The following is a 20,718-nucleotide window of genomic DNA, read 5'->3' as shown; positions in this document are numbered from 1 at the left end:
AAAAAGATGACTAGGCCGCACAACTGCGAGACTTGATGGATTGAAGAAATCTGTGGCCTTGCACCAAGGACATTTCCACTCAATAAACGTTACTCCTCTCCCCATCGTCAGACTCGAAACCGTGATAAGCAGAAAGGTGTCAAATTCGCGTCAGACGGAGCAGCGCAACCAATACAATTGACACGGACACTGAAGCTCTTACAATATTCGGGTTCGACAGCACACTCATTTTATATAATCATATAAATAAGTGACTCATTGAGATGAGTAGAAGTCAATTCTGTCACCAGCGAAGATAAAGCAGCAGCTCGAAACCTAGAATCTGCTCTAGGGTCACGGAAAACCAACTGACCATCGAATTGGCCAAGGCACAGATTTGCAATTCTGAAGACATACCAGACGTGAGGTACGCAAACTTCAGAACATTCCGACCAGTGCAGCTGCACTATATGAAGACTGGCTCTACGCCGATGATGCCCATACAACACTTCCGTACAAGCAATCCGACAGCTACGCAGCAACTGGAGAATCAAAGCCAATCTACGGTTGTTCCGTCTTCACGCCCCATACCGACTTTGGCTTCGACACCATCACCGAAACGCATTGCAAAGCTATCCCGCTGGTTCGATATTTCCCAGGCACTCAATGCGCTTATGCCTGACGTACCGCACCACGCGTCGCGCCTTCGGATGCCGACACGTGCCCACAGAGGACCTCTGCTCAGTGTCAGAATCCCGTGCTGACACGACGCCATGCACGCTTCAGGATTTTCCGCTTGAAACTCAATCCCGCTCGCTGTGGATGTGTAGCAGCCTGCCTGGACAAATTCCTTCGACCGGGAATTTTGCCTGCAGAGAATTTGATCTGCAGTTGGAAGCCCGTCCAATCGACGACTGCGGTCGAGTTCAGACCTAGGCATAAACTTGCTTACCAATCGTGGGCGACAAGTTGTTTCCCTTACCCGATGAGCGCCCAAACACGTGGTCGTTGCGGCGTGACCAGAGATGACAAACGAAATAAGCTGTCTAGGCGAGCCGGACGGCGGCAGCGCCCCCAGATCAGACCAGTGCGTCGGATACACGACCTCCACAATAACTACCTGCTCAAATTGCCAGTTTCAGCGGATGCACCAGCCAGCCACCCCCTGACCAGAGGCCCCCAAGAGGATCTAAATCATGAAAGTTCCCAACTCCACCGATGGGCGCGCGAAGGCCTCGAACTCCAGCAGTCCTAGACTCGGTCGGACAGACTTCAGTTAATATACTGACCGAAGAGGAGGCAAGGACTACACCGACGAACCTGTATCATGCTGAACTAGAACTCTTGGCGTGTTCACGAAACGGGCTGCTTTGACGGCGCAATACGTCCAGACTCTCACCAGATACGGCCGTATTAATATGATGGAGACAGACGATATGTGGGGCGCCATTGACGACGCGAGTTCCGCCTTAATTAGCCTTCATTTGGCCCTTGTCGAACGACTTGCTGACTATACATGGCAGAGAATACAAATTTGGAACAGCACAATAAGCGTTCACGAATTCATAGTTTGCGGAGCAAGTTTGGCTTTTGACCTCAAAGAAGGCGCCGAAGGCTACCAATTGACTCTGGTTGTAAGAAAACGGGAACTCACAGACGCAATTAAAGAATCGCTCAAACTTGAAAACAAGCATTACACCATCAATTCAAAGCAACCGAATCGTCTGGAGCTAAAGACATACGAACGTGCGAAGACTGGACTGGCGCGCGATGTTGCGGAGCACATCCGAGACTATAGAAATGCCATTGCAAGGGCTTTCACTGATACGCAAATATGGCACGACCTGGAAACCGGACTGACTCTATCTTACACTACGAAACCTGAGCGCCGTGAGTCGCCCTACCTTGTGTTCATGTTCACGTCGATAAGAACAAAACCCCATTGGATAGATTTTGACGGCCCGAATGGATCGGGCCTGCAAAACATTCGAGCCCGAATTGTATTTGTGAACGATGACCTAGCAGAAGAATATACATATAATTTTGCAAACGACGGTAAGACTAGTCCTGCCAAGGCGACTCTGAATTTCATACAATCCTACATATCTGAAAATGAGTACGCACGCGAAAAAGTCATTCTCGCAGGCATGTCGAAAGGCGGAACAAGCGCAATTCTTGCGGGCTCCCATCTCAGTGGATGCACGATACTTACGCTAGCGCCCCAACTTGCACCCGGCAAATACCTAGAAGACTCTAATCGAATCACCCTATTGAATCAAATGGCAAGCCGCCAGGCAACCAATAAGTCAAACGACATCGATTCGCTATTTTGGAACTATCTAGATAACTCTGAGATCGCCAGCGGCAGGCAGTCAGTGTACGTTCTTACATCGGATTACGATCCTCATTGCACATCTGGTCTCGAACGATTTAGACGGCTGATATCAGAATACAAACGCAGCACTTTATACGTGCATCAAACATCAGAAACGCAAGCTTCCTCGCATCTAAAAACCGTGCATCATATGATGCCACTGTTTGTATTTTTACTCGGAAGTTTAACGATGGGTCTTCGGCCACGATTTTGAGCCCAGATTCTGCCGCAGCAATATGCAATGGAAAAGTGATACCCATCGCGTTCAATGTCGGGCCCGCTCTTCAGAAAAATCGATAGCATGGAACCCATAACGGGTTAGAAAACATACACTAATATCCAGATTAACGACGAGCCCCAACTCCGAGCAAGGCAACAACGCTCACGGTACGATTCTGGGTCCTGTGTACACATCATTCTTCGAAATGCCCGCAGTCAACAACGGGGGCGACGCGGAGGACACCGAGGTAAACTACCGTTGCACAAAGTTGGCGCTAGGGCACATAGCAACATCGCATCTGGCTCCTGATATTAGGCTCTTCATAGATAGGGCGGTGGGGAAGAGTTGAATCCGGCGTCGATGACAACGGGACCCTGGGTGCAATGATGTAGGTGTTCAAGACTCCATCACGACCCAAGGTCCCTCGTGTACGACTTTACCCCGCCCTGCCTCGATACCACACTCTCCCTGCCGGAACTCGGACTCACCGCGATCGGGCAACACCACACTGGTCGGCATCTGACCGTGCTGTGCCTGATCACCGACAACGACAGGTCCTGCCCTGTCTGCCGTCAACGCGGACTCGTCCGGGCCACCAGGATCCGCAAACTCGTTCATCCCCCGATCGGCCTGACCGCGGTGACCTTGGCTATTCGCATCCGCACCTACACCTGCCCTTCCTGCCACCAGCGCTGGTCCCAAACACCCCAGCGAGCCTGCGCCGGCAGATCGAAACTCTCGACGACAGCACGCTTGTGGGCATTGAAGTCCGTGGTCATCGACAAGATGAGCATCCACGTCATCGCTAAGAACCTCTCCACCTCCTGGAACACTGTGTGCACGGCTGTACTCGACCTCGGCCGATCTCTGCTCATCGCTGATGCCACCCGGTTCGAGGGTGTATCCACAATCGGTGTCGATGAGCACTGCTGGTCCCACCGCGGCATCGACAGGTGGGTGACTGTCATCGTCGACCTCACCCACCGGCCAGCACGCCTGCTCGACATCGCCCCCGGCCGCTCCGCCGACGTCTTCGCCGACTGGTTGAACAACCAGCCCGATGCTTTCCGTGACGGCATCGAGCATGTCGCTATGGATGCCTTCGCCGGCTATAAGAAAGCTGCCACTGACGTAGTGCCTGATGCCACCACGGTCATGGACCCCTTCCACGTTGTCGCCCTCGTCGGCACGAAGCTCGATGAGACGAGGAGGCGGCTACAAACAGAGCTGCACGGTCGCAGGGGACGGTCGGGTGATGACCTGTACGGGATCCGCAAAACGGTTCGCACCCGCGTCGGTTTGCTTACCGGCAAGCAGAAGCACCGCCTCAACTCGGTCTTCGCCGCCGACAATCATGCTGCCCTGTTGGTGTGTTGGCAGTTCTATCAAGACACGATCGCCGCCTATGCTGCCCCACCGAGCAAAGGTAAGAAGCTCATGAACCGACTCATCGACACCCTGACAGGAACGATTCCTGATGAGCTCAAAGAACTCCGGAGCCTGAGGACAACCTTCCAACGTCGTCGGGCCGATATCCTGGCCTACTTCGATCATCCTGGAACCTCGAACGGGCCAACCGAAGCGATCAACGGCAGACTCGAACATCTGCGCGGTATCGCACTGGGGTTCCGCAACCGGGGCAACTACCTGATCCGTTCTCTGCTCCACGCTGGAGGACTGGGACCTCTTCTACAGCCCTATTTATGAAGAGCCTGATATTATTGTTCGCGGAGAGTCAATGCACCCGCAGGATCCAACACGACAATGGAGAAACATAACTTATGTCCGCGAAAACAACTATTGCAAAAGGTATTCGGAGACTAGGCTTGGGTCCAATTGTCGATTCTCCGGCACTCCGCCGCCTCACCAGAACGCCGATATACAGTGAAAACGAACAAACTTCGACGGATTCTGGTCGCATGGTCGAACATCAGGGGCCGGTCCTTACCGTGGTAGTTCCTGCATATAATGTCGAGAAATACCTTAAGGCCTGCCTCGATTCGATCCTTAGTCAGTCCTACTCTAATTTGGACGTGCTTGTCGTCGATGACGGGTCAGTAGATCGCACCGCTGATGTTGCGGATTCCTTCGCTGCGAAACATAAGCGGCTTCGGGTGATTCACCAGGCCAACGCCGGTCTGGGCGCGGCCCGAAACGTAGGATTGCAACATTCGACAAGTGAATTCATTACGTTCGTGGACTCAGACGACATTGTCCCTCCGGGCACTTATGAACGTGCGATGGATTCACTACTGCAAACAGGCTCTGATGTTTGCATCTCTTCAGTTTCCCGTTTCGACTCAAAGAATCGTTGGGTGCCGTTCTGGGTTGCCCTAGCCCACGAAGAGGATAAGTATGGCATCCTCGGGTCCGATTTCCCCCCAATTATGTGGGATGTATTCGCTTGGAATAAGGTTTATCGACGTAACACCTGGGATAGGCTGGTAGGCGAATTCCCGGAGGGTACGCTCTATGAAGACCAAGAATGTACCGCGAAACTATTTGTTGGTAATGCAAGATTAGATATTTTGACCAGTGTCGGATATAACTGGCGACTTCGCGATGACAATTCCTCCATAACGCAGCAAAAATCTAATGTCGATGATCTAGAACAGCGCCTGAATGTTATCCGCAGGGTACGTGACATTATTAGTGAATGCAATTCTGATTACGTAGATTATTGGTATGTCAAGACGCTCGGAGAAGATCTATTCTATTATATTCGTGAGATTCCACGAGCTTCCGACGAGTTTTACATGGTGTTGTCACACACCACGAGGGAACTGTGGGATGCAGCCTCCGAGGAAGTCTTTTCCCGAATAGAGCCCGTAAGACGTCTGCTCGCATATTACACTGCACATCGGTCCCGGGACTCAGTCGAAGAACTTCTTGTCCATCTCGATCGCACCAAGAACGCGTTCCGTGCAGTGCCGACCGATGACGGTATTGCATTCTCTATATACGAATCCGAGGGCTGTGAGTTTAATATACCAGAATCCCTACGCATGGTTCAGTTTGATCACTTTAAGCCTACGTCGCTAATGGATGGCTATTCGACTAGTCCGGACGGTGACGTTCACTTTACCGGTTATAGTTTTATTCGGAACCTGGACGCCGAATTCGGATTATCAGCCGATCTTTACGATTCCATGTCGGACGAAGTAGTTTCCACCTTGCAGATTTCGACATCTACAGGGCACGTCCCTTGGAACTTGGCCGACTCCTACCAGGACTATTCGGGCTGCCGCTTCACACTGTCGATTCCTAATTTCATCATCGATGATCTCGGCGTCCGCTTGCCAGGCTCTCAGGGCAACAACTTGGATTTGAGGCTGCACCATCATTTGAACGGACACACCTGGACCGTCGACAGTATCAAACGCGATTTGCATTCATCTGCAGGTTACCCATCCGCCTCTCCTGTGACGCTTCGTGGTTCTAGGATCGCATTTCAGGGCGATCCTCGTGTAGATACCAAGGTCGTCGTGTTGAAGCCGAGAATTGTCGCGAGAAGTATTGAAAGTTCGTCCGGTGAACTGAATGTTGTGATCGATCCCCCCGTATTCGATACCGCCAGTGGTTCAGATCAACATTCTGAGCTCTTTCTTACTGCCTCCTCCGGAGGCAAAGAACTGTGTCGTGCTCCTTTTGATGACTCGGGCTCCACCGTAAGCTCTACGCTAGTCCTACACGACCTTAGCTCCTCGATGTCGAAGACGATAGACCGTTTCGACCTTCACGTAGTTTCCGGCTCTGGAATGCGTTGGGCGATCGCTATTGATCGTACTCAAGCCTCACGTCGTCGAGATCAAGATTTTGCCGTTGGAATGACGGGATATGGGTTTGCGGCTCTCGACAAGCCAATTCAAGCTGCAACCGCCGACTCTGTGACGCTCTCTCCGGATGGATCTACTCTTTCAGTTACAGGATCGTACTACCTCGATCCGGATGCGGCGAGGACAGTTACACCGACATTTGCTCTCGTTGGCTCGCGAATCGTTGTCCACCCACACACAACCACCGTCGACCACCAGATGCGGACCTTTTCTGCGAGGTTTTCTCTCATTGTCAATGATGCCGAAGGAACCTCATCTGCATTACAAGCAGATCGCTATATCCTCCAGCTCCTTTTGGCGACAGGCAAGTCACATCCAGCGTCCGCTTGGGTCGCAACCTCGCTAGATTTTGAGGCTATGTGTCCAGCGCAGACTCTAACGCCGTTTCATTTGGTCACGATCAATGCCGTTGGAACAAGTCGATCCGTTCGCGTTGATCTAGCTGCGCCACTCGATCCAGGCTCCGAGCTAGGCCGCTGGAATCAGAAGCGGAATGCTGCTGTCTTCCTTGCGCCAAGTCGTTCAGTTTCCCCGGTCAAAGCTTTGTTTGAGAGTTTTTCTGGAACCGCTGTCGCTGACTCGCCACTCGCGATCGACGGTGAAATCGCACGAAGATACCCCGACGTCCAAAGGACATGGACAGTACGCGATCCTCTTACCCCAGTGCCTAAAGGGGCTCGTGCTGTGGTATTCGGTAGCAAGGAATGGTATGACGCCGTTGCGACTTCCAAGTTGCTCGTCAATAACAACAATTTCCCGTACTTTTTCCGGAAGCATCCAGATCAGTTCTACGTACAAACTTGGCACGGTACTCCACTCAAAAAGATCGGTAACCACGTACCCCTCGGAAATCTGTCTCTTAGCTATAGAGAGCTCATGCGTAGAGAGGCCTCCGATCACTGGGATGTACTGCTTGCTCAGTCTGCGTGGGCTGGCTCAACCTTGAAAGAAGCCTTCGGTTTTGAAGGCACCGTACTCAATCTTGGATATCCTCGAAACGATGCGCTAACGGACAGTACCGCGGCTGACGCAGCGCGGCAGAGAACTCGCCGACACCTCGGCATCAATTCTGAACAGAAAGTTGTTCTTTATGCTCCGACTTGGCGAGATAACCTCAAGGAAGCATCTGGACACTACAGCATTGTCGACTTGTTAAATGTCCAGAACACTGTAAAGAAGCTCGGGAAGAGGTTTACCGTCCTCTATAGGGGCCACTCGAATTCTCTCAACGCGGGGCGACGAAAACTCAGCGGTCGTGCGATTGATGTGAGCACCTATCCGAATGTAAATGACCTGATGCTAGCGTCGGATGTTCTCATTACTGATTATTCTTCGATTATGTTCGACTATGTCGTTACTGGTCGCCCCATCATATTCCTCTGCCCAGATCTCGACGAGTATCGAGACTCCGTGAGAGGATTCTACTTTGACTTCGAATCGACAGCGCCCGGACCTATTGTCAGATCGGCTTCGGAAATAGTCGACTGGCTGAGATCTGACCAAGCATTTTCGGTTGATTCAACAGATCGCTATCTATCGTTTGTGAATCGTTTTGCTAATCTCGACGATGGGAATGCGTCGAAACGCGTAGTCGGGCAGATCGGCCACGTTCTTACCTAAAGGCACTACCGGTCAGATCTATCTTGCCTCGATTTTAGGGCCGCGTTCCGCTTCTAGGCATCCGCCTTATTGCGGAGCGCGGTCCATTTTCACTCTTCGATCTGCCGCCAGATGCCTAATTTGCTAGTTTTTGCAAATTCAGCAAATTGCGAAGATATGTATTCTATCTCCGTTTGTCTTCTTTCCGTTTGAAGATGGCCAGTAGTTTCCGAGAAATAGCTTTTGACAGCCTGAATAAGTTTCGAAAAATTTGATGTTATAGTTGAATTTTGGGGCCAGTGTCCATAAAGACCTCGCTCCTTCGAATATGAAGGGAGGTCAGGGAGAAAGTGAACAGTTGGTCGGCCGGTTATTTGAAAGTCGAATGCTATGGATGAGTAGTCTGTGACCAATACGTCGGTGATCGCGAGGAGGTCTTCCACATGAGGCTCGTTAGAAACATCGATGATGCCGGCGTAATCGCTCGACTCTGATTTGGTGACGTGATGGGCTCGAACCATCACAGTTGAGTCAGTTAGTTTTGCGAGCAGTTCCAAATCGAGGTGCTCGTCCCACGTTATAGTATTGCCCATCCTATGGCGCTCGCGCCATGTAGGAGCGTAGAGCAGTATCTTTTCACGAGGGCTAAAGCCCCATTTCTGCCGAATAGAAATTCTTGATTCCACAAGTCGTGCGAGGCGTTCGTTCCGTGGTGCCTCGCAAATGAGTACTTCGCCCGTATACCCTAGACCGGAGCACAGATCCGTTGCCGCATGTGTCGACTGAGCAAGCAATAGATCCCACTGATCTACTTGTCTACTCATAGTCCTACGGTAAGTCAAAGATGTACGTCGGCGAGGGAGGTCCCACAGCAACTTTTTGATTGGTGTCCCGTGCCATGTCTGGAGGTAGTACTGCCCGGGCCGCTTTTCTACGTAGTACGGGAAATTGTTGTTGTTGACCCATACTCGACTCGTAGCCAGAGCTCGGAACCAGTCCACCGTGCCCTCGACAATTGGGATTCCGCCTTCTGGCACGTCCACTCTACGATCACGGACCGACCAGTAGAGGGGAATCTGGTGTGATCCTGCCCTGATTGCATCGAAGAGTGCTCGTGGATTGTCGTTCGCCGATTTCCCGTTGTATGACTCAAAGACGATCCCGGGTTGCAACGGCCCCCAGTCTTGCGTACGTAGCGCAAATCGTCCGACTTTGGTCCTTTCTTTTGCAGACCAGGGAGGTGAGGCTGTGATCGCCACAGCCTCGGACGGTCGGGCCTCCACTCGGAGAGTATTCCACTTCGTGAAGCAGTCCACTGGACGGATAGCGAGCCTTTCGGCAGCACGCGCCCAGTCGTCTGCGGACTCGGCAGTATTGCCGAACCTCACGTGATATCCACCGGACATCGATGCGACCGTACCGCCTTCGGCTCCAGTAGTCGTGAGGTCGTAGACAGCGGTGAAGCTACCATCCCCATGCCGGGCGTACTCAGTAGGTGCCACGGTGTGATCTGACGATCTAAGAACGACAGACAGGTTGGCTGGTGGGTCGATTCGTCCTGTCAGTAGCAGGCGGCCCCTGTCACTCGATGCTCCGGTGATACTGACTCGCCTGAATCGCTGAGTCAGTTGTACAGCACCGGCGATATTGGGTGACAGTCTTACGCATGAGGTGTCAGGAAGCAGGTAATCGACTGCCGCATGATGGACAGGGACAGTCTGGTTGTCCACCGTCCGCGCCAAGGCTGACCACAAGCGTTCGCCGCCGGCAACGAACTTTTCAGGAAGCTCCGGAAGAGTACCCGTAAAGATGGACCGTCCCTGTGCCTTTAGTGTGGCCGTCATGCCCGCTCCGTGCAGGGTGAGACTCCTGATATCGACAAAACCGTCCAATGTGATCGTTACGTCTCGTCCACTACAACTCACTTGTTTGGCCAGAACAGGATGTGCTGTCATCCCCACGGCTTGGATGGACAGTTCATCATGCTCATTGGCGATCACGGTGACCCTGCCGTTGTCGACGACGGGGCTTGGGGCAATCATTGCCACGACGGCAGCCGACAGCGCCGGTACGTTGAACTGCCTGTCCTTGATGTCGAACCGTCCGACAAGTGCAATCCCCCGGGGAGAGTGATCATCAAGCTCGGAGAGGTCGATCCTTGCTCTGAAACCACCCTGGCCGTAGCTTCGCCACGGGTCGCCGACCTCGAGATCCACTCGATTGTCGTTGACGTGCTCGACGGCTTCGTCGGCGACAACTGCCCCGTCCATGACACTTTGGATGCGCACGTCGACCTCGCTTGGGTCGATTCCAGGAATGTAGGCACATCCCTGCAGCTCGATGACTCGATCTTCGACCCAGCGTGCATTCCTGATCTTCATTTGAGGGACGAAGTCGACGTCTCTCGCTCGCACCAGGCGTTGGGGCACCTTCGTCTCGAGCCGCTCGAGGTAGGTAGGAGCGACGAGCCAACGGCCATCGACGTACACGAGCGGCACGGATCGCGTCTCTTCGGCTCGAGTCCCGAGTATCTCTTCGATATCGTCCAGGCGTCCGGCGGCCACGATCCACATAAAGAGGCGCTCCTGCGCAGGGATAAGCTTCCATGCGCCTCGGGGCATAGTTCTCTTCATGTCTTTCGCGGCACTGCACAGTGTCTTCCGGAACCGCTTGTTCACAGTGTCCAAGAACTCCGCATGCATGGCCAAGTCCGTGCCCATCCAGACGGAGTAGGCGTGTTCGAGCACGTTCTCCGGAGCATTATCCAACGTGGAACGCAGAGCATCGATGACTTCCAGCTTGGCCTGCAGATCGGTCAGCTTAGCCTTCCGCTGTGAGCGAGTGTCACGACCGTCGGCCAAACGCCAGGCGTAGACGTCATTAGTGAGCACATCGACTTCTGAGGCTGCGACCAATGCCCGATAGACCGGCTCTTGGTCTTCATAGTTCGCGAACCCCCGCATCTCGCCGACGTGTCTGTTCCAGAAGTCGCGACGATAGACTTTGTTCCACAGGACCGGTTCTTCCAGCAGCTCAGGCATGTCATCCAAACGGACGGCAAGGCGTTGCCTCGAATGCACCCGCGCGGTGAGCTTTGGACGACTTCGACCGCTCTTCCCGATTCGGATGTACGAACCCGTAGCAATGTCGGAGCCCGTCCGTTCGAGCGAATAGATCATCGATGAATAGGCGCCTGGCAGAACTTCGTCGTCCGCATCGGCGAAGGCTAAATATTTCCCACCAGCTGCGTCGACTCCCTTATTACGAGCGCGTGCGGGTCCCTCGTTGTCCCCTTGGAGAATTGAGACGCGGGAGTCACCGCTCGTGAAGGCGCGAATCTTTTCGACGGTATCATCGGTCGACCCATCGTCGACGATAAGGACTTCGAGAGAGACACCCTTCTGGTTGAGGACGCTGCGTATGCACGCTTCGATGTGGTCGCTCGCGTTGTACGCGGGAATGACAACACTCAAGTTGGTGGGGTCAGCGTATACATCCTGGCTCGGCGCCATAGCGACATCCTGAGCTGAGCCGATCTCGGACTTCGCTCGACGCCGGAAGTCCTTGAAGCCTTCGACCCCGCCGTTGCGCAGATGCCACAGCGCCTTGCGCCACCGCTGTCCACTCACGGGGTCTCACTTCCGTTCATCGTCACTTTCTCGCGAATGCTTCTGACGATCGATTCGTAGTCGGCATTGCGGTAGTGGAAGGGCTGTGGTCCCCACTTGTGGTCTCGTGCGATTCGAACGTCATTGCTTGCTCTTACCACGGACGACTCTGTCAGTGATTGTGCATCTCTACGATACCGGATGTAGTCGGCATTCGCGGACAGAGCGCGATCGGCATATTCCTCCGCCTCTGTCGGTTTCACAGCCCGGAGGCTCTGCCATGCTTCGCCGACTCCGCGACCGTTTGAGAGACCACGGCCGGCCTCGCGCGCTCCACGCTGCAGCCGTCGCCAACTGCGACCCAGCTTCGCTAGGCCGTCGTTCTGGGGATGAGGGGCCCCGTCGACAGCGCCGGCCCATTCTATGTCGAGCAGAATGGTGCGTTCCAACAGGCTGACTTCTTTGAGTTCGGCCATGAGTTGCTCGAATCCGGCCTTCCAGGCGAAGAAGTGCTCGTCGGTACCGAATTCGACGAGTCGCGCACCGACGCGTCGGGCCTCACGCGCAGCACCACATGATTCGATCTCCAGTGAGTTCGTCATGGTGGTGCCGTCGGGGAAGCGCCAGAATCCCCGTCGCTCGTCGACGAGATCAATGAGCACGAAATCGAGGTCGTTTGCCTTTTCGACAATGCGCCGTGCGCCAGTTCCTTTGAGGTCGCTCGTCACCATACGCTTTTGGAATGCCGATGTCAGACCGCTGATGTCGAGTCCATCGGTACCGTGGGGCGACTGCAGACTGGTGACCGAGTGCCGTGCGACATAGGCGACGACCTCGACTTCCGGCATGAATTCCGCGGTATCTCGACTGACACAGGAACCGAATATCGCTGCCTTCATTGCGAAGTGTCCTGATGAACTGCAGCGGCGTTCTCCGCCTGGCGGAGTCGCTCGCGCTCTTGGTATCGCTCGTCGGCGATCTTGCGAGCCCGCGACGCCAGACGACGGCCAGTGAAATCATCGGCAGCAGCGACTGAAGACGCTCTGTCGTCGGGATTCGCTGCGCGGAGGACTACTCGTCTCTTGCTCGGGCTCAACCTCAAAGGCGGTGGTCCATCGTGGAGAGGAGGCGCGCTGACAGCCTGAGACGCGGGTTTCGGAAGCGCCGGGAACTTCGCCTTCGGAGGTGCAGACTCAATAGTCTCGGGCCATACTTGGGACTCAGCCGCAGCCAAGAGCGGTGCCGGAGTTTCCTCGACCTCATCGACCTCCACCCGTCGTTTGACGTGTCTCGCAGAAGCCTTAGTCTTCTTCACCGGTCGAGCCGCATGTCGAGGGATCGGATCCTTGATGAGTTCCGGTTCAAGGATGTTGATCTCCTCCTTGACCGCATTGCTCACGACGTCGTGGAGGAGTTTGTCAGCGATGTCCTCTTTGCCCTTAGCGACGTTCCAGGCCCACCAGCGGTACTTCTCTGCCACGGCCTCGGCAGGACCATTCATGAGGATCTCCCCGCGGTGCATCCATACCGCGCGGGTACAGAGTTCCTGGATCACCTTGGCTGCGTGATTGACCAGCAACACCGTCCCAGCTTCAGCGAGGAGTTCGTCCATGGCTCGTTCGCTGCGTTCGGCGAAGGTGGCGTCACCGGTCGACAGCGCTTCGTCGATGAGGAGGATCTTAGGTCGCGCGGCCAGGGCAATCGCGAACCTGAGTCGAGCGCCCATTCCCGAAGAGTACGTCCCCATTGGCCGGTGAATCGCAGCGCCTAGAGCAGAAAGTTCGACAACACGGTCGAAGGCTTCGGCCGCCTCATCCGGTGAAAGGCCCATGGCCAGGCAGCCGAGTCGCACGTTCTCACTTCCGGACAGTGCAGGCTGCAGGGCCGCGCTGACGCCGAGGAGCAGTGGTTGATAACGGACGAGGATTCGACCGCGATCGGGCTGTTCGACACCGGCGACGTTTCGGAGGAACGTCGACTTGCCAGAGCCGTTGGCGCCGACGATGCCGACCATCTCTCCTTCTCGCGCAACGAAGTTCACTCCGCGCAGCGCACGGACCGTGGTTTGGCTCTGCCGACCCATCGCGGCGTTGGCGATGCGGCGTAGTCCTTTGGTTCTCTGCCCAGGGTCATTGGTGTTGACTGTGTATCGAACCTGAACGTTTTCCGCGACCACGTTGGGTGCCTGGAGTTCATAGTCGGCCATAGTTCTCCTCTCCTCGCCAGAAGTAGAGGAATCCGATGATGAGAATTCCAAACGCCCACGCAATCGCCGATACCCACATCCACCACGGAGAGTCGACTCCGTACAGCAGTGAGTTCCGCGTGAGTTCCAAATAGGAATACATTGGATTGATCCGCATGACTGTGAGCAACTCGGGATGACTGCTCAGCTTGTCGTCGATGACGAAGAATACCCCGGATCCGTAGAGCCAGAAGCGGCTGATGATCGACATGAGGTTGACGATGTCGGGGATCTTGTGGCCGATCCGTGCGAGCATGCACGCGATGCCGACGTTGAAGATCGTTTGCAGACCGATGACGGGAATTACTAGTACGACTCTCCACGTCAGCACTTCGGCCGGAGGGATCACCACTAGGAGCACAATCATGACGGCGACGCTGGGAATGAAGTCGAGGAAGTTGCGCACAACGGTCGAGATCGGAAGTGCCGCTCGCGGGAACTGGAAACCCTTGATCATCGACGCACCGGCACGAATCGATCCGGTGCCGCCGGTGACCGACCGGCTGGTGTATTGGAAGAAGAAGACACCGATGACGAGGTATCCGATGAAGTTGTCGACGCTCTTCTGAGTGCCCAGGATGAAGCCGAAGATGAACCAGAAGGCCAACACGGATAGAAGCGGGTTGATGAAGAGCCACCCATAGCCGAGCAAATTCTGCCGGGTCGATCCGCTGACCTTCGCACGTGATTCGGCCAGGATGAAGTGCCGGCGACTCCACAGTGCCGCGAGGTAGCTGCGCAGGCTGGTGCGTCGGCCAACGGGGACGAGGCCTTCGCTCGAGACCGAAGGGATCGTGCTCAGGCCGAGCGGGTTAGTCGCCTCAGCTGTCTTCTTCTCACTCACCGCGCGCCCACTCCTGTGAGTTGCGAATAGACCTGACCATAGCGGCGACCGATGTCCTTCCACCTCCGTGTCGCGAGTACATGTTCACGTCCATTCTGTCCGAATCTCCTTCTTACGCCTTCGTCGCTGGCGAGCCCCGACAGCGTATCGGCCAATTCTCTCGGATGACCTGGACTCACGCGCACTCCTGCCGTCTCCGGCACGAGTTCCCGCAGAGCAGGCAGGTCGGAGACGACGACCGGTCGGGCCAACCCCATGGCTTCGATGGGCTTGATCGGGGTGACGAGACGGCACACTGGCTCGTCCTTCCGAGGGACAACGATAGCGTCGAGCGCGAGCTGGTGCTCGATCGCCTGCGCCTGGGAGACACGTCCGGTAAAGACCGCGTGTTCGCCCAGCTCTCGCGCACGCTCACGCAGAGCGGGCAAGGCAATACCGTCACCGGCGATGAGCAGTCTGAGGTCGATTCCGTGACTTCGGGCGAGGATGACGGCATCAACGAGGTCGTCGAGTCCTTCGTAACCGACGATCGAGGCAGCGGTCCCCACCCACGTTCCCGATTCGGGCAGGCCCAGACCGGCCCGCACCTCGGCGGGAGTACGAGCAACGTCAGCGTCGACGACAGCTTCGGACACAGAGTTCGGGATGAGAGTGATCGAATTCTCCGGGACTCCCCCGGCAATGAGGTGGTCCCGCATCGTCTCGCCGAGCGTAATAACCGCGTCAGCGGCCGAGGCCACCTCAATTTCCTTGGCCCGCATGAGTTGGAAGCGCTGACTGGCCCGACGAGCCCCACGTTCTGCTGGGCTGCTTCCGGCAGCGACCCAGGTCTCTTCGAGGACACCACGGACTTCGTAGACCCACGGCAATCCGACCGCTCGTGCGGCAGCACCGGTGGCCAGCCCGTTGACATAGTGCGTGGTCGTGTGAAGGATCTGCGCGCCGCGGTTCTGCGCCTGAGTGGCGAGCCAGCGCGCCTGGTCGTCGAGGCGGGCCGTCGGAGTCGACAGCGGGCGGAGGGGAATCTGCCGGAGATAGTCGACGCCGTCGACGGTCTCGACCGGTCCTGAACTCACCCGCCCGATCGTCACCGGGTAGGAGGGCCTGGTCGCTGCAGCAACCTCGTGACCGGCGTCCTTGAGAGTGGTGAGGATGGCATGCGAGCGGTAGGCGTATCCCGAGCGGGTGTGTGGCAGAGAGTTCGTCAGTACATGAAGGGCCGCGGGCAGCGAACCAGGCTTTGTTCCTCGCACCGGGCGGGCCGTGATGTGGCTGTCCGTCTCCGGCCACCAACCTGGCTGCAGGCTCCGTCGCTCTTCGATGAGTCGGGTTCGGCGTGCGCCTGCGGGCAGCACGGCGATGGCTCCGTCGATGTCTCCTTTGGTCCACCGGATGCGCGAGGACAATGCCGTGGCGCGAGGAACCGCCTCGGCGATGGTCTCGGCCTCGTCGAGCAGACCGAGGTTGAGTGCGATCTCTCCGAGCAGTCGGGAGGGCGATTGCGAACCGACGACGAGATTTTCTGCGATCGCCTCCTGACCGAGCAGCCAGGCAGATGAGGCCCTAGTGGCGTCGCCGGGCAGTCGGCCGAGTGCTCGGCCGACAAGCCTCGAGACCGGTCCCGGCAGGCGACGGGCGAGCTGCATGCCGAAGAAGACGCGGTCATCGGTGATGTGGGCCGCGGTAGTTGCGACGACGTTCGTGATCTGGCGAGCGAGGAAGGTGAGGTTCATGAGATCACCTGCTTAAGGATGCGATCGTAGCCATATCCCATCGCCGCCGCCGAGGCGTGGCGGATCACCCATTCTCTCGGTTCCATGCCGCTGGGGGCGTTCTGGCCGAAGGCGTCTCCGGATTCGATGCGATCGCGCATCACCGTCATGGCTGCGGCCACGGCATCGACATCTCCGGGGCTCGCGACCTCGCCGGCGGCCGTCCCGGTGATGATCTCGGCGGCCTCACCGGCGACGACGCCGAGGACGGGAATCCGGCGGGCCATGAGCGAGTAGAGCTTCGACGGCACCGTGCATTCATAGGAGTCGAGCGGGCTGAGGCTGACAAGTCCGGCATCCGCCCACTCCCAATGAGCAGCGAGCTCCGCGCCGGCATGCTGGGGGTAGAACTCGACGGGAACTTCGTTGATCTCGGCATCGTCCTTGAGCGCCTCCGCGTCGACGCCGCCGCCGACGATGCGAAGACGTACTCCTTCGGTGCGGGCCAAAGCCCGGATGGAGGTCGACAGGTCTTGGGACCGGCCGACGGTGCCGACGTAGAGGAGGTTGAGTCCGCTGTGCTTGCTCGGCTCTTCGGCCGGGGCGATCACCGGGATCGCACCGGTGGCCGTCAGCCCGGATGCCCCCTCGAGCTCTGCCGGTGAGACGCCGCTGCGAACCACCTCGGCGGTCACTCCGCGCTGTTCCAGACGGTGCTTGAAGCCGTCGGTGGTGACGACGACGACCGCGGCCCTGCGCTGGGCACGGGTGAGCAGATCCGGCAGGAACCGGTGTTCGAGCGTTTCGGTGAGCGCATTCGGCAGATACCGGCCGAGCGCACCTGTAACCAGATTCATCTCCGAGATGAGATCCGGCCAGGCGTCCCTGACCTCTGCGACATGCGGGACACGCAGCATCCGTGACAGTGCGTCCCCGGCGAGCAGAAACGGCAACGCTGGGGTCGTGGAGACGATGACATCGGGTTTCATCTTCCCGCGCAGCCGGTCGACGACGGCGGACATGGCTCCGGTGGCCGAGACCGTCTGGTCGAGCAGCTGCCGGGCCATCGAGGATCCGCTGTGCAGGTAGGGTACGCGCAGGATCCGCTCTCCGTCGACTCCGGTGTCCCACGTGCCGCCGAGGCGCACATCGACTCGCTTCCGCCCGCGACCGACCCGGGATCCGAAGAACCTGTCCCGGTTCGGATACGGATAGTGCGGATGCGGGGCGACGGTGATGACGTCATGTCCGGACGCACGCAGGTGATCGTTGAGGATTCGCCACCGACGCTGCGGGGCACCGACTTCGGGGTAGTAGTAGTGACTGAGCAGGACGATCCTCATGCGTGCACCACCTGTGCGGAATTGCGGCGGCGCAGCCACAGCGGTACGAGGGCGTAGAGCGCGAGCAGGAAGACCCAGAACACATGGGCGGGATACGTCGTGTCCGTGTTGCCGCTGACCAGTGTCGGCACGGAGAGGATGCAGGCCAGGACGCTCAGCGCGGCATGAAACAGAGAGACGGAGCCGTGCGGCCAACCGGCCTGTTGGATGCGCTGGTAGATGTGTTCGCGGTGGGGCAGGAAGATGTTCTCACCGCGGAAGAGTCGCAGTACGAGGGTGAGCCCGACGTCGAAGAACACGAAGATCAGCGGGGCGATGATGACGACGATCGGCACCCCTTGGACGAACAGCCATACGGCGAGGACGAACACGGCCGCTCCGATCCCGTAGCTGCCGGTGTCACCGAGGAAGGCCTTGGCTTTGCCGAGGTTGAAGGGCAGGAAGCCGACGGCGGCTCCGGCCAAGGCCAAGGCGAGGAGGGCGAGGTCCTTCTCGCCGATCCACGAGCCGACGAAGGCGTACCAGCCGGCGGTGACGATCGTCCATTCGGTGACGTAGCCGTTGAGTCCGTCGACGAAGTTCACGGCATTGACGGTGGCGACCCCGATGACGGCGAAGGCCAGGGCGTGGGCGATCCCCTGAGTGGAGAACATCGCGATGATCGCGCTGAAGAGCAGTGCCAGGACGATCTGCCCGACGAGGCGGCCGGCCGGGCGCAGCGAGTCGAGGTCATCACTCATCCCGATCGCCGAATAGCACCAGGTGAGCACGAGAAATCCGATGGGCAGGACGATCCGGCCGATACCGAAGACTCCGTGTTCATCCATGCTCCACACCATGGCGAGCACAGTGGCCGCGGTGATGCCGCAGCCGATGGCGATTCCTCCGCCGCGCACTGTCGCGAGTGTGTGGGAGGACCGGTGCGAAGGGACATCGACGATGCCCGCACGGCGCAGCAGGGGGAAGACGATGAGGGCGCTGACCGCCGTGACCACCGCGGCCACGACGAGGATCACCAGCGACTGCAGATCCATCAGTGGCCGGCTCCGGTGTCCAGCGGTTCAGAATCGAGCAGACCCGTCAGCCGCGCTTCGAGGGCCGCCCTGTTGGTGAAGACGTGCGGGTCACGTGATTCGGCCACAAGGTCTTTGAGCGCGGTGAGGTCGATCGGGGTGATCGGCACCTGAGTGATGAGCGGGTGATTGGGTCGATCATCGACCTCTCCCGGTGACAGGAGCGCCTCGGCGAGCTTCTCCCCCGGTCGCAGACCCGTGTAGACGATCTGTGCGTCGGTTCGTCCCGACAGCGCGATGACACGTTTGGCGAGGTCGTCGACCCTGATCGGCTCGCCCATGTCGAGGACGAGTGTCTCCCCCGGACGGCCGATAGCCGCGGCCTGCAGCACGAGTTCGCAGGCCTCATCGGCGGACATGAAGTAGCGGGTGACCTCCGGATCGGTCACGGTCACCGGATCGCCCGCCGCCACCTGAGCGACAAAGGTCTCAAGCACAGAACCGCGGGAGCCGAGCACATTGCCGAAGCGCACGGACATGTACCGGCGCCCGGTCTCCTGCGCCACTGTGGCGATGGCGCGCTCGATCGAGAACTTTGTGCGCCCGAGCACGGAGGTCGCCCCGGCCGCCTTGTCCGTGGAGATGTGGACGAAGGATTCGACATCGTTGGCCACCGCAGCGTCGAGGAGGTCGAGGCTGGCACCGACGTTGGTGCGCACGGCCTGTTCCGGGAAGCGTTCGAGGAACGTCAGGTGTTTGAGCGCGGCCGCGTGGAAGATGATGTCCGGCTTCACCTCGGCGACGAGGGCATCGATGAAGGCAGGGTCGCGCAGGTCGCCGAGGACGAGGTCATCGCTGGTCAGCAGCGCGGACCCCTCGAGGCCGAGTTCGGTCGCGTGGAGTCCGGATTCGTCCCGGTCGGTCATGACGAGCCGGGCCGGGTCAAACCGGGAGACCTGACGGCACAGCTGCGAGCCGATGGATCCGCCGGCACCGGTGACGATGACGACCTTGCCCGTGATCGCCGATGCGATGTCGTCGATGTTCGTCGAGATCGGCTTCCGACCGATGAGGTCCTCGAGGCTGACATCGCGGAAACCACGGTGCCGCAGGTCCGCGACGTCATGGGAGTCGGGTTCGGGCCGGGTGTAGTCGGAGTCCGAGAGCCGCGGCATGATCTTGATTTCGACCGGCCGCGATTCGAGATTCGAGGCGATGCGGGAGAGTTCTTCCGGCTCCAGGTCCGCAATGGCGATGATGACGACGCCGGCGCCCGTACGATCGACCTGCGCGGCGATGTCACTGATCGGCCCGAGCACGCGAGTGCCGTTGTAGCGCAGGTGCCGTTTGGCCGGATCATCGTCGAGGATGCCGACGGCAACGTATTCGTTCCGCGCGTCCTGCGCGATCATGTCCAGCGCCAGCATCCCCTGGTCTCCGGCACCGACGACCAGCGTCGGCCGGGAGGATCCCGAGGTGGTGAGGCTGCGCTGTCGCATATTGCGGCGTGCCCAGTTTTCAAGGCTCTTGGCCACGACCATGAGCGCGCCCGCGGCGATGGGGACGCTGGTGGGAATGAGCAGACGGCTGGCGAACGCGAATTCGGCGACCCACATGAGCCCGACACCCACGGCCACCGTTCCCACGATGGCGGCGAACTGGTCGGTCGACCCGCGCCGGTAACGACCACGGTAGATCGCCAGCGGCCCTCCGATGAGGAAGACAACGAAGCCGATGATCGCGCACACGAGCATTCCGGGAACATTGACGCGGTGAGCCTCGAAGTCGTATCGCACAAGCGTCATCGCCATGACGAGGAACGCGAAGACGAGACCATCGATGAGGGAGAGCGCCATGGCTCTGCCGTGCCGTCTCATTGGGGTCCGTGAGGGAATGGGCCCTGAGTTGCTTCCCACTGTCCTCTTTTCGTCCGCTTTCACATGGC

The 20,718-nt window shown here is 57.9% G+C and carries 11 protein-coding genes; 3 read left to right on the top strand and 8 right to left on the bottom strand.

The genetic code is table 11. The annotated features are described in order from the left end of the window. Positions 1-1,328 precede the first annotated feature (1,328 nt). The 3 genes from CXR29_RS02140 (at position 1,329) to CXR29_RS02130 (ending at position 8,029) form a co-directional block, all read left to right on the top strand. A complete protein-coding gene (locus tag CXR29_RS02140; protein ID WP_127363754.1) occupies positions 1,329-2,567 on the top strand; it encodes a hypothetical protein in 1,239 nt (412 codons plus the stop codon). 432 nt (positions 2,568-2,999) lie between these two features. Then, positions 3,000-4,280 carry an ISL3 family transposase gene (locus CXR29_RS02135; RefSeq protein ID WP_127363753.1) on the top strand — a complete coding sequence of 427 codons (1,281 nt, stop codon included), beginning with the start codon at positions 3,000-3,002 and terminating at the stop codon, positions 4,278-4,280. A 74-nt stretch (positions 4,281-4,354) separates the two neighbouring features. After that, positions 4,355-8,029, top strand: coding sequence for a bifunctional glycosyltransferase/CDP-glycerol:glycerophosphate glycerophosphotransferase (locus tag CXR29_RS02130; protein WP_127363752.1), 3,675 nt, complete (start codon positions 4,355-4,357; stop codon positions 8,027-8,029). A gap of 89 nt (positions 8,030-8,118) precedes the next feature. Here CXR29_RS02130 and CXR29_RS02125 read toward each other — a convergent pair whose 3' ends face one another. From CXR29_RS02125 to CXR29_RS02090, 8 genes are read right to left on the bottom strand one after another with little or no spacing between them, the layout of a single operon-like run. After that, complete coding sequence (locus CXR29_RS02125; RefSeq protein WP_127363751.1) at positions 8,119-11,637, bottom strand: bifunctional glycosyltransferase/CDP-glycerol:glycerophosphate glycerophosphotransferase; 3,519 nt, start codon at positions 11,635-11,637, stop codon at positions 8,119-8,121. Then, entirely contained in the window at positions 11,634-12,515 is an 882-nt protein-coding gene (locus tag CXR29_RS02120; protein ID WP_277601927.1) for a DUF6270 domain-containing protein, read from the bottom strand. The genes CXR29_RS02125 and CXR29_RS02120 overlap by 4 nt, the downstream gene beginning before the upstream one ends. Then, positions 12,512-13,822 (bottom strand): ABC transporter ATP-binding protein, encoded by a 1,311-nt coding sequence (locus CXR29_RS02115; protein WP_127363749.1) that lies wholly within the window; start codon positions 13,820-13,822, stop codon positions 12,512-12,514. The genes CXR29_RS02120 and CXR29_RS02115 overlap by 4 nt, the downstream gene beginning before the upstream one ends. Next, on the bottom strand, positions 13,809-14,705 hold the full coding sequence (locus tag CXR29_RS02110) for an ABC transporter permease (protein ID WP_164742751.1): 897 nt from the start codon (positions 14,703-14,705) through the stop codon (positions 13,809-13,811). Before CXR29_RS02110 ends, CXR29_RS02115 begins: the two co-directional genes overlap by 14 nt. Continuing rightward, a complete protein-coding gene (locus CXR29_RS02105; RefSeq protein ID WP_127363747.1) occupies positions 14,702-16,438 on the bottom strand; it encodes a glycosyltransferase family 4 protein in 1,737 nt (578 codons plus the stop codon). The genes CXR29_RS02110 and CXR29_RS02105 overlap by 4 nt, the downstream gene beginning before the upstream one ends. Further along, the gene (locus tag CXR29_RS02100) at positions 16,435-17,760 is read right to left on the bottom strand and encodes a glycosyltransferase family 4 protein (RefSeq protein WP_127363746.1); all 1,326 of its coding nucleotides are present in this window, start codon (positions 17,758-17,760) and stop codon (positions 16,435-16,437) included. The genes CXR29_RS02105 and CXR29_RS02100 overlap by 4 nt, the downstream gene beginning before the upstream one ends. Continuing rightward, a complete protein-coding gene (locus CXR29_RS02095) occupies positions 17,757-18,794 on the bottom strand; it encodes an MraY family glycosyltransferase (RefSeq protein WP_127363745.1) in 1,038 nt (345 codons plus the stop codon). Before CXR29_RS02095 ends, CXR29_RS02100 begins: the two co-directional genes overlap by 4 nt. Further along, the gene (locus CXR29_RS02090; RefSeq protein WP_127363744.1) at positions 18,794-20,650 is read right to left on the bottom strand and encodes a polysaccharide biosynthesis protein; all 1,857 of its coding nucleotides are present in this window, start codon (positions 20,648-20,650) and stop codon (positions 18,794-18,796) included. Before CXR29_RS02090 ends, CXR29_RS02095 begins: the two co-directional genes overlap by 1 nt. Positions 20,651-20,718 lie beyond the last annotated feature (68 nt).

It is taken from the genome of Brevibacterium linens (genome assembly GCF_003999335.1).
GTDB classification, from domain to species: domain Bacteria; phylum Actinomycetota; class Actinomycetes; order Actinomycetales; family Brevibacteriaceae; genus Brevibacterium; species Brevibacterium linens.
The sequence above is the reverse complement of the archived record's forward strand: the minus strand, read 5'-3'. Positions and strand labels throughout refer to the sequence as shown.

What these genes read in the sequence shown, in the direction of transcription:
- CXR29_RS02130 (WP_127363752.1), top strand. Translation starts at nt 4,355, where the DNA reads ATGTCCGCGAAAACAACTATTGCAAAAGGTATTCGGAGACTAGGCTTG.
- CXR29_RS02120 (WP_277601927.1), bottom strand. Translation starts at nt 12,515, where the DNA reads ATGAAGGCAGCGATATTCGGTTCCTGTGTCAGTCGAGATACCGCGGAA.
- CXR29_RS02115 (WP_127363749.1), bottom strand. Translation starts at nt 13,822, where the DNA reads ATGGCCGACTATGAACTCCAGGCACCCAACGTGGTCGCGGAAAACGTT.
- CXR29_RS02105 (WP_127363747.1), bottom strand. Translation starts at nt 16,438, where the DNA reads ATGAACCTCACCTTCCTCGCTCGCCAGATCACGAACGTCGTCGCAACT.
- CXR29_RS02100 (WP_127363746.1), bottom strand. Translation starts at nt 17,760, where the DNA reads ATGAGGATCGTCCTGCTCAGTCACTACTACTACCCCGAAGTCGGTGCC.
- CXR29_RS02095 (WP_127363745.1), bottom strand. Translation starts at nt 18,794, where the DNA reads ATGGATCTGCAGTCGCTGGTGATCCTCGTCGTGGCCGCGGTGGTCACG.
- CXR29_RS02090 (WP_127363744.1), bottom strand. Translation starts at nt 20,650, where the DNA reads ATGAGACGGCACGGCAGAGCCATGGCGCTCTCCCTCATCGATGGTCTC.